Raw genomic sequence first — 8,976 nt, 5'->3', positions numbered from 1 at the left:
GAAAAACAGGCGTGGCGGTAAACCGTCTTGTGTTTCGGCCTCCCGCAGAACGCCGTTGGAGTGGCCTCTACTGCCTCCCTCAGACGACGACCCGGTGCGCGACGGCACCGACTGCCGCCGCACCCAGATACCCGACGACTGCGGGAAACGAGGCGACCAGGAGTGCGACGACGATCGCCGCGAAAAAGCCCACCACGAGGGCGGGGTCCTGGGACGCGTCCGCGGGGCGTGCACGTTGCTGTTCGTAGGGCGAGTGATTGGGGTCTAACATCGGTCTCTCTCTCTCTCTCGATTTTTCGTGTCGACGTTGGGCGTTTCGCACCCGAAGGTCCTGGAGGCCCTGGAGGGCGTGGAGGGTGCGATCGCTTCGGCGTCAGCGGGGGTCGTGGGCTTCGGCGTCAGCGGGGGTCGTGGGCTTCGGCGTCAGCTGGGGAGTCAGCGGGAACCGTCCTCGGGGAGAGCCGGCGTGACACCGACGAGTTCCTCGAGTTCGGCCCGCAGTGCTTCCGGCGAGGCCGCGGTCCGGAACTGTGCGGTGGCGTCCACGCTGAGGTCGTTGAGCCGCGGTCTGAGTTCGTGAACCTCGAACTCGACGAGCCGGTCGACTGTCGACGGCCGGACGAGTTTCGACTCGACTCCGTCCTGGAGGTCGCCCTCGCAGTCGCGTGGGACCTCGATGCGAACGCGGAGTTCGATGCGTGCCGTGTCGTCGGCGTCGTCGCCTTCGTGGGCGGTCCGTCTGTCGTGTCGTGCTGCTGCCATTGGACTCGGGTCTGTGTGGTGTGTCGTTCGAACGTCGAAACGGGGCCAGGGGCGACGGCGACACCTCGCCGGTCGGCACGCGGAGAAAGTGCAGCCGTCGCCGGTCGTGCGTTACGCGGCGACGGCCGGGAGTCCGACCACGCCACCGCGAGCGGAACGCACGGACCACTTGGGGTCAGTGGTCGACGGGATCGCGGTTGGGTACGTGGTCATGGGTTGATCGGCCCGGGGAACCGGGACAGACACACCGTAGGATGGAGGGATATTAATTTTTGTTTGTGTGTGGTACACAGTGTCGAACGATCTGGTGGGCTATTTTCCGTCCGTTTTCACGATGTGACTGTAGCCACGTCGTTTATACGGGTTCGGGCCCAGAGAACCTGTAATGAGTTCGGACCCGACGGTAACCCGACTGTTCGGCGGTCCGGGGAGCGGGAAGACGACGGCGCTCCTCGATCGCGTCGAAGAGTTGCTCGAAGACGAGGAGATAACCTTCCGGGACGTCCTCGTCGTCTCGTACACACGGGCGGCGGCGGCCGAGGTCCGCGAACGCCTCGCGGAGCGTCTCGACGTCTCCCCCCGTGCCCTGCAGGGAAACGTCTGTACCATGCACGCGAAGGCGTACGAGCTTTTGAACCTCTCGCGTGGGGACGTCGTGGGCGAGGACGACAAAAAGGAGTTCTGCGAGGACTACGGCATCGAGTTCGAGGACGAGCACAGCGGCGCCGGACGCCGCACAGCTCGGTCGACGACGCTCGGAAACAAGGTCATCGCCACCTCCCAGTGGCTCCAGCGAACCCAGCGTGACGTCGCCGACTGGTACGACGTCCCGTTCCAGTGGGACGTAGAGGAGGTTCGCCTCCCGCCGGAGATCGATCCGAACGCCCAGGAGGGCAACAAATACACCCCGACGTGGTCGTCGTCGGACGACCGCGTCGACGTCCCACAGACGATCCGCGCGTGGCGAGCTTATAAAGGCGAACACGGGTTGGTCGGCTTCGCCGACATGCTCGAACGGGTCGCCCAGCGGTCGCTTCTCCCGAACGTCGACTATCTGGTGATCGACGAGTTCCAGGACATCACGACGCTCCAGTACGAGGTGTACGAAGAGTGGCGCCCGCACATGCAGAAGGTGTTGATCGCCGGCGACGACGACCAGGTCGTGTACGCCTGGCAGGGTGCCGACCCCGACCTCCTGCTCGAAACCCCGGTCGACGAGGACGTCGTGTTGCCCAACTCCTACCGGCTCCCCTCGCGGATCCTCGATGCCGTCAACGCGGAGGTCAGACACATCGCAAAGCGGCAGGAGAAGGACCTCAAACCCCGCAAGGAGGGCGGCATTGTCGAGGCCCAGCAGAACCCCTCGATGCTCGAGGTCGCCCGGAACGTCCGGTACACCGTCGAAAGCGACGACGAGGAGACCGTGATGGTCCTGTTTCGGGCTCGCTATCAGCTGTTCCAGTTCATCGACGAGTTCATCGACATCGGGATCCCTTTCAGCGCGCTCACCGACCAGCGGATGTGGACCGACCGACTCACCGACTACGTGCGGGCCATCGAGGCGATCGACGCCGACGAGCAGGTCACCGGCCTGCAGGCCCGCCGACTCGCGGACATGCTGCAGACGTCGGCGTTCGGGACGAACGACAGGGAGGAGTTTTACGACTTCCTCGAGGAGATCGAGGAGGAAGCCGACGTCGACGACATCGCCCAGATCGACATCGATCCCGACGGGATCCGCGACCGGGTTCCGTTCATGCCCGGTCCCGCCAGCGCTGGCGACATGCTCCGGAAGGTGACGAGCTTTCAGCGCAACTCCGTGAAGGCGTACTTCACGGGTGACTACCAGAAGATGGATCCCAACCGGGTGCGGGTCGGAACGATCCACTCCGCGAAGGGGCGCGAGGCCGACCACGTGTACGTCGGCACCGACCTCACGGAGAAGGTGGTCGAGCAGATGGCCGCCTCCGTCGAGGATCCCGAGAACGTTCCGGGGATCGACGGAACGTTCACGAAGACGACGAACCCGGTACCGATCGTGACCGACAACGAGCGTCGGGTGTTTTACGTCGGGATGTCCCGGGCCCGCGAGCGACTCGTCCTGCTGGAAAACGTCATCAAAGGGGCGCCGACGCTTCCTCTCGACGTCCTCCTGTGTGGTGAACCCCAGGAGGCTTCGATCGAGGAACTGCTCGACGAACTCGAGATTGCGCCGTCCGTCGAGGCAGAGACGGCGACCTAGCCCTGCGGTTCAGTTTTCTCGTCACCGCCGTCCGTGACGCTCCCGTCTTCGACCGTGACGCTCCCGTCTTCGACCGCGATGCCATCGTCGTGACCCGAGATGCCATCGCCGTCAGCCGTGGCGCTTCCGTCGCCGACGCTCCGGAGGCGGCGCGGAACCAATCCGGACACGAGCGCTTTCACGATCCGCCCAGGATTGAAGAAGAACTGGGGTAAAACGACCATCGCGACGGCTACGGCGACGAGCCCCGCACCGAACAGCGTCTCGCCGCCCAGGATCCGCAGCACGCCGACGTTGGCCAGCGGGATGGCGAACACGAGCGTCGTCGCCAACCCGATCATGTCGAACAGTCCGAAACGCATCGCCGTGGATACGCTTCCTGACGGTAAAAGCTCCTCGTCCTCGACATCGCCGGTTTCGTCGTCGGTGCTGCTGTCGTCGGTCCCGACTGCGTTCAGTTCCGGATCGCTCACCCGAACAGCCGCGAGCAACGGTCAGCTTCGCGGTCGTAACAGTCCGGACACTCGTCGGGGAGGTCGACAAACCGATCGAGCGCGCGGGCCACGTCGTCGCTCATCGCGTGTTCGAGCCGGCACGCCTCCTCGTGGAACCCCGTGGTCTTGCCCAGTTGTTCCACCAGAAACCGCTCGATCCGGCAGTGTTTCCGCAGCACACGTTCGGCCTCGTGTGTCCCGTCCTCGGTGAGTCGCGTTCCCCGATGTTTCTCGCGAGTGGCGAGCCCCTGCTCGGCCAGCCGATCGACCATCTCGGTCACGCTCGGCGGGGACACCCCCAGCGAGTCGGCCAGTTCTCCCGTCTTGGCTGGATCACCGTTCCGGGAGAGCAGATACATCTCCTTCAGGTACATCTCGACGCTTTCGCTGTACTGCTTTTCGGGTTCGTGGCTCATGTCTCGTCTTCGGCTCCCGTTGACCGCCGTTCGTCGCAGTTGCGGACACGTCGCAATTGTATCCTCCCGGTCAAGAGCGTTCCCGTTGTGGCGACTCGCGTCCCGATCGGCTTTCGGGAGGGTCCGACTCTCAAAAACGGTAACTGCACCGAACAGTATTTGTGAGGCTGATGATGAGAATGGCACATGGCGCGAAATCTGGGGCGGGCTCTCGTCGTTGGATTTCTTGGTGTCGTACTGTTGATATCGATTCTGGGTGCCAATTTCGCCGTCGGAGTCGACAGGACTGCACTCGACAGTGAGTTCGTGAAGGAGAGCCTCGAGGAGGAGGACGCGTACGCTGTCTTGCTCGAGGAGATACAACGGGAAATGGCCGAGGGGATGGCCGACGGAACTGTCGAGGATGAACCTGATCCCGAGGAACTGATCGCCGAGGTGGTCACCGAGGAGTACCTCCAGGAACAGACTGAGGCGAACGTCGATCGTCTGTACGCGTATCTCCACGGCGACCGGGAGGAGCTGTATCTCGCCGTCGAAACCGAGACGCTAAAGGACGAACTCGCCCCGAAGATCGCGGAATCGGTCGTCGACACCGCGGAACTCCGGGAGCTAGATCCGACGTTCGCTGCGCTGACGGAAAGCGAGTCGGAGTTCGAGGCCACGAGAGCGGAGTTCGAGGAGGAGCAGAAACAGCGTATCCAGGAGGAGACGACGCCGCATCTCACGGATGAGGAACTGGATGAGGCATACGAGGAGTCGCGCGAGGAGATCCGTGAGGAGGCGATCGCCGAGCTCGAAGCCGACATCGCCGACGAGGAGTATCCACCGGAGGTCGAGAGCGCGGTCCTCGAGCTGGGGACGGTGTACGTCGACGGGTTGATCGAGGAGGATCTCACCTACGATGAGTTCATGGAACGCGTCGAAGACGCCGAGGCGAGCGTCCTGGAGGCGGCGGAAACCGCGGCGCACAACCAGCTCGACGAGGAGCTCCCGGACACCGTCGAGTTGACGGAGGAACTGACCGAAGAGGACAGGGAGAACCTGGAGACGGTCCGCGACGGCGTGTCGCTTCTGGGAATCCTCGCCATCGTGCTGCCGCTGGTTGCCATCGTCGTCTCGGCGTTCGTCGGCTGGTTCACTGTCACTCGGTCGGCGGGTCTACTCGTCGTGGGATCGGCGTCCACTCTCGCCGGGGTGATAACCGTTGCAGGCCTGGAAATCTCACAGGACGTGATCGAAACGGAGCTCGAAGCCGCAGCCGGCCAGGGTGAAATACAACCGGAACTCGTGGCGCTCGTGCTCGGACTTCTCGATCGGACCCTGGCCGTGTTCTTCAGTCAGTCCTGGGTGCTCGTCGGACTGGGTCTGTTGCTCGTGATCGGCGGAATCGCGATACGCACCGGCGTCGTGCCAGTTTCCGATCGACCGGCGGCAGAGACCGGAGACGAAGTCCAGGATTCCACCGAGGGCGACGTCGGTGTCGTGGCTGACGACGACATCGAGGAGGACGACGCAGGCGAGGAGGATGACGCAGGCGAGGAGAGTACAGCGGAGGACGGTGACGAGAAGATCGCTGAAGACGATGTGAACGCTGACGCCGAGGGACAGTTTGACGACGAATCGCCCTCCGGGTGACGTTCCACAACGTTGATACAGTTGGGGGGTGGGTTTTCCGTAATGGCGCTGTCGACGTCGTTTTCTGATCCGCTCTTTCTGGGTTATGTATTCGTTTTCGCTGCGGCCGCAATCGGCTGCTTCGCGAGTCTGGCGAAAGTCGACGCAGTGGAGGACACAGACACCCGATGGGGGCTGTACACGCTGTTGCTCACGAGCGGCGCCTGGGCGACGACACACGTCGGTTATCTGCTCGTTCCCACGCCGTCGTTCCAGTACGGCTTCTATCTCGCCGGTCTGATCGTCGGGTTTGCCGCGGTCGGCCCGTGGCTGTACTTCTGCTCGGCGTACACCGGGCGTTCGTTACATCGGGACGCCACACTCCGCCGAATCGCGCTCGGCGTGTATCTCGCCGTGGTCGCGGTCAAACTCACCAACCCGTGGCACGGCCAGTACTTCACGTCCGAGATCGCGACGGTACCGTTTCCCCACCTTGCGGTGTTTCACCAGCCGATCCACTGGCTCGTCATGGCCCTTGCGTACTCGCTTGCAGTCGTCGGGTTCTTCATGCTGTACGAGCTGTTCTTTCAGGTCGGCGGCGATACGAAACCGCTTGCAGTTCTCGTGGCGCTTACCGGGCTTCCGGTGGTACTCGACGTTCTCGGCGCCGTTTCACCGGTCGTCCTACAGTTCACCTACTCGCCGATCGGCGTCGCCGCCTTCGCGATCGGCGTGCTTTTCGTCTTCCTCGATCGGTTTCAGCGGGTTCAACTGGCCGGCGCCACGGACGATCCCGTCGTCATGCTCGACGACGACGGCGAGGTGTGGGACTACAACCGTCCGGCCCTGCGACTGTTTCCCTCTCTCGATGGCGCTATCGGGGAGCGGCTCGAGGCGGTCGACCCACGTTTCGCCGATTTCGTCGCCAACGAGGAGGAACTCATCGAGGTCGACCGTGGTGGCGACGCCCGCTATTATCAGCTCTCTGCGAACCCGTTCACGACCGGTCACGCCCGCATCGGCCGTGCGATAACGCTCACCGACGTCACCCACCGGGAGCGGTATCGACAGGAGCTCGAGCGGCAAAACGAACGTCTCGAAGAGTTCGCCGGAATGATCTCTCACGACCTCCGGAACCCACTCAACGTCGCGACCGGCCGGATCGAACTGGCCCGCGAAGAGCAGGAAAGCGAGCATCTGGAGGCGGCACGCAACGCGCTCGATCGGATGGAAGCGCTGATCGAGGACGTCCTGGCGCTCGCGAGACAGGGACAGCCGATCGACGAGCCCGAAGCCGTCGAGCTGTCGAGCATCGCCCGACGCTCCTGGGACATGGTCGAAAGCGACGGCGCGGAGTTGCGGATCGAAAGCGATCGCCGGGTACGGGCGGATCCTGACCGCCTGCAGCAGCAGTTCGAGAACCTGTTTCGAAATTCCATCGAGCACGGCGGGACTGACGTGACGGTGACGGTCGGTGATCTGTCGGACGGCTTTTACGTCGAAGACGACGGACCGGGAATACCCGAGGAGGAACGGGAACGCGTCTTCGAGTCGGGAGTCACCACCGAGTCGGACGGGACGGGATTCGGGCTCGCGATCGTGAAGGGGATCGCCGACGCCCACGGATGGACGGTCGGGATCACCGACGGCGACTCCGGCGGAGCCCGATTCGAGTTTCGGAACGTGACCCTGCTCGACAACTGAAAAATGTCGCTGTCACAGTCGACCGCTACGTTTCCTCGACGGGCGTCACCAGTACCGAACACGGGGACTCCCGCATCACGCGTTCGGTGACGCTGCCGATCAACACGCGTCCGAGACCCTCACGGCCGTGGGTCCCCATCGTTATCACGTCGATGTCGTGTTCTTCGGCGTAGTCGACGATGTGACTTTCCGGATGGCCCTCCTCGATTGCCTTCGTCACGTTCACGCCGGCGGGTGCGTTCTCCTCGATCTCTGTGAGCAGTTCATCTCCTCGCCGTTTGTGAGCTTCCCGGACCGGTTCGGTGTCGAGATTCGCGAACGTCGGCAGCGCCTCGATCTCGATCACGTACATCGTGTGTAGCTCGGCGTCGAACTTGTCTGCGAGTTCGTACGCCCGTTCGACCGCGCTTTCGGCCGCCTCACTCCCGTCCGTTGGTAGTAGTATCCGTTCGATCATGGTTGCTCCCCGACGCCGACGACCGGCGTCATTTGAACGTTATCTCTGTATTACAAAAACTGTGCCGAAATCCGACTGCGTGTCCAGTTGTCTACTGTATGGACCGTCGGTTTCGGTACTAAAACAGTCTCTGCTTGTGGTTTGGTCACTGGTTTCGGTGAGTCGGACTGTGCGGATCTGGGCGAGAACTGTCACTCACGGAGGCCCTCCAGGATCCGTCGCCCTCCGGTGACGATCCCGACCATCCCGAACACGGCGCCGAAAATAAGCATCGTCACGGGTCGATAGCGGGTCCGGTCCGCCCGATCGCAGAAGCCGTCCCCGGCGGACGAGCAGAACGACCCCGTGTCGCCGTACTGTTTGCTCCCGGAGCGGTACACGGTGTAGTAGTCACCGTCGTCGGTCACCACGAGGATGTCGGCCGCGGGGAGTTCACGGACCGTCCGCACGGTTCCGTCGTCGATCGCGGCGCGGGTCGCCCCGTCGAGTTCCGATTCGGGGACGGCCAGTCGCGAGAGAGCCTCCTCGGTGGCCACCGGCTCGTGGCCCATGGTCTGGTCGTCCCGGTCGTGCGTTAGCTCGTAGAACTGACCATCGGCGTAGAGGTAGTCGTGGGCGGATCTGAGGGGGTAGCCGGGCGTTTCGCCCTCCTCGAGCGCGTTCAACTCGAGATAACACTCCCGAGTCACCGACGGGAGACAGACGATCCGACCGTCGACCGGGAGCTGGTGCAGGTTACCGGAGCGTTCCGGCGGCACTGGTTCGGCGTGGAGTTCGCCGTCCTCGCCGGAGATCTCGGCGGCGGTGTACTGGAAGACGGTGTCGGCGGGCATCCCGCCGACCGCGAGGCCCGCACCGAGGGTCGCGAGACCGAGCGCAACCAGGAGGAGGCCGGTTCGGGTCGGTTCGTCGGGGACCATGTCAACGGGTTTTGATGTTTGCTTATAACGTTTTTCCATCCTCGTGGAAGACGCTCTCGGCGTTGACAGAGGATGGGCCGACTGAGCAGGACAGCTGACCCGCCCCTCACAGCTGATCATTTATATGACACTCCTGTGAACCGTTTAGTATGAGCACCGCGAGCAAAGCGACGTTCGAACTGTACGAGGACGCAGCCGGCAATTGGCGGTGGCGGCTTCGCCACGACAACGGCAACATCATCGCCGATTCGGGACAGGGATACACCACCAAACGGGCGGCGATACAGGGAATCGAGAGCGTCAAAGACAACGCACCCGGAGCAGCGGTCGAGGAACACGTCGTCCGGGAGCACGACGATCCGTGACC

General features: G+C 63.4%; 9 protein-coding genes and 1 pseudogene. 4 read left to right on the top strand and 6 right to left on the bottom strand.

What is annotated here, in order from left to right; genetic code table 11:
* Positions 1-79: 79 nt before the first annotated feature.
* Together AArcSl_RS06290 and AArcSl_RS06285 are read right to left on the bottom strand one after the other, a co-directional pair.
* The gene (locus AArcSl_RS06290; RefSeq protein WP_119816541.1) at positions 80-271 is read right to left on the bottom strand and encodes a hypothetical protein; all 192 of its coding nucleotides are present in this window, start codon (positions 269-271) and stop codon (positions 80-82) included.
* Between the two features lie 164 nt (positions 272-435).
* The gene (locus AArcSl_RS06285; protein ID WP_119816537.1) at positions 436-762 is read right to left on the bottom strand and encodes a hypothetical protein; all 327 of its coding nucleotides are present in this window, start codon (positions 760-762) and stop codon (positions 436-438) included.
* Positions 763-1,147: 385 nt separating this feature from the next.
* On the opposite strand from AArcSl_RS06285, the gene AArcSl_RS06280 reads away from it, so the two are divergent.
* Complete coding sequence (locus AArcSl_RS06280) at positions 1,148-3,004, top strand: UvrD-helicase domain-containing protein (protein WP_119816534.1); 1,857 nt, start codon at positions 1,148-1,150, stop codon at positions 3,002-3,004.
* Here the strand turns inward: AArcSl_RS06280 and AArcSl_RS06275 are convergent.
* On the bottom strand, positions 3,001-3,477 hold the full coding sequence (locus tag AArcSl_RS06275; protein WP_321167772.1) for a DUF7533 family protein: 477 nt from the start codon (positions 3,475-3,477) through the stop codon (positions 3,001-3,003). The two genes, AArcSl_RS06280 and AArcSl_RS06275, sit on opposite strands and share 4 nt — an antisense overlap.
* Positions 3,474-3,914 carry a metal-dependent transcriptional regulator gene (locus AArcSl_RS06270; RefSeq protein ID WP_119816531.1) on the bottom strand — a complete coding sequence of 147 codons (441 nt, stop codon included), beginning with the start codon at positions 3,912-3,914 and terminating at the stop codon, positions 3,474-3,476. Before AArcSl_RS06270 ends, AArcSl_RS06275 begins: the two co-directional genes overlap by 4 nt.
* 186 nt (positions 3,915-4,100) lie before the next feature.
* Between AArcSl_RS06270 and AArcSl_RS06265 the strand changes: the two genes are divergently transcribed.
* Complete coding sequence (locus AArcSl_RS06265) at positions 4,101-5,549, top strand: hypothetical protein (protein ID WP_119816527.1); 1,449 nt, start codon at positions 4,101-4,103, stop codon at positions 5,547-5,549.
* A 42-nt stretch (positions 5,550-5,591) separates the two neighbouring features.
* Complete coding sequence (locus AArcSl_RS06260) at positions 5,592-7,232, top strand: sensor histidine kinase (RefSeq protein ID WP_119816524.1); 1,641 nt, start codon at positions 5,592-5,594, stop codon at positions 7,230-7,232.
* A 25-nt stretch (positions 7,233-7,257) separates the two neighbouring features.
* Here AArcSl_RS06260 and AArcSl_RS06255 read toward each other — a convergent pair whose 3' ends face one another.
* Positions 7,258-7,689, bottom strand: coding sequence for a universal stress protein (locus AArcSl_RS06255; protein ID WP_119816521.1), 432 nt, complete (start codon positions 7,687-7,689; stop codon positions 7,258-7,260).
* Positions 7,690-7,880: 191 nt separating this feature from the next.
* Positions 7,881-8,609: a hypothetical protein gene (locus AArcSl_RS06250; RefSeq protein WP_119816518.1), complete on the bottom strand. Its 729-nt coding sequence runs from the start codon at positions 8,607-8,609 to the stop codon at positions 7,881-7,883.
* 152 nt (positions 8,610-8,761) lie between these two features.
* Between AArcSl_RS06250 and AArcSl_RS06245 the strand changes: the two are divergent.
* Positions 8,762-8,974, top strand: a pseudogene (locus AArcSl_RS06245) (HVO_2922 family protein); the annotation flags it as partial.
* Positions 8,975-8,976: the final 2 nt, after the last annotated feature.

It is taken from the genome of Halalkaliarchaeum desulfuricum, from assembly GCF_002952775.1.
Lineage (GTDB): Archaea > Halobacteriota > Halobacteria > Halobacteriales > Haloferacaceae > Halalkaliarchaeum > Halalkaliarchaeum desulfuricum.
Note: the sequence above shows the minus strand (reverse complement) of the source record. Positions and strands in the feature narration are given on the sequence as shown.

Bases quoted from the DNA above. Each gene is read 5' to 3' on its own strand.
- AArcSl_RS06290 (WP_119816541.1), bottom strand. From the start codon at position 271: ATGTTAGACCCCAATCACTCGCCCTACGAACAGCAACGTGCACGCCCC.
- AArcSl_RS06285 (WP_119816537.1), bottom strand. From the start codon at position 762: ATGGCAGCAGCACGACACGACAGACGGACCGCCCACGAAGGCGACGAC.
- AArcSl_RS06280 (WP_119816534.1), top strand. From the start codon at position 1,148: ATGAGTTCGGACCCGACGGTAACCCGACTGTTCGGCGGTCCGGGGAGC.
- AArcSl_RS06270 (WP_119816531.1), bottom strand. From the start codon at position 3,914: ATGAGCCACGAACCCGAAAAGCAGTACAGCGAAAGCGTCGAGATGTAC.
- AArcSl_RS06265 (WP_119816527.1), top strand. From the start codon at position 4,101: ATGGCGCGAAATCTGGGGCGGGCTCTCGTCGTTGGATTTCTTGGTGTC.
- AArcSl_RS06260 (WP_119816524.1), top strand. From the start codon at position 5,592: ATGGCGCTGTCGACGTCGTTTTCTGATCCGCTCTTTCTGGGTTATGTA.
- AArcSl_RS06255 (WP_119816521.1), bottom strand. From the start codon at position 7,689: ATGATCGAACGGATACTACTACCAACGGACGGGAGTGAGGCGGCCGAA.
- AArcSl_RS06250 (WP_119816518.1), bottom strand. From the start codon at position 8,609: ATGGTCCCCGACGAACCGACCCGAACCGGCCTCCTCCTGGTTGCGCTC.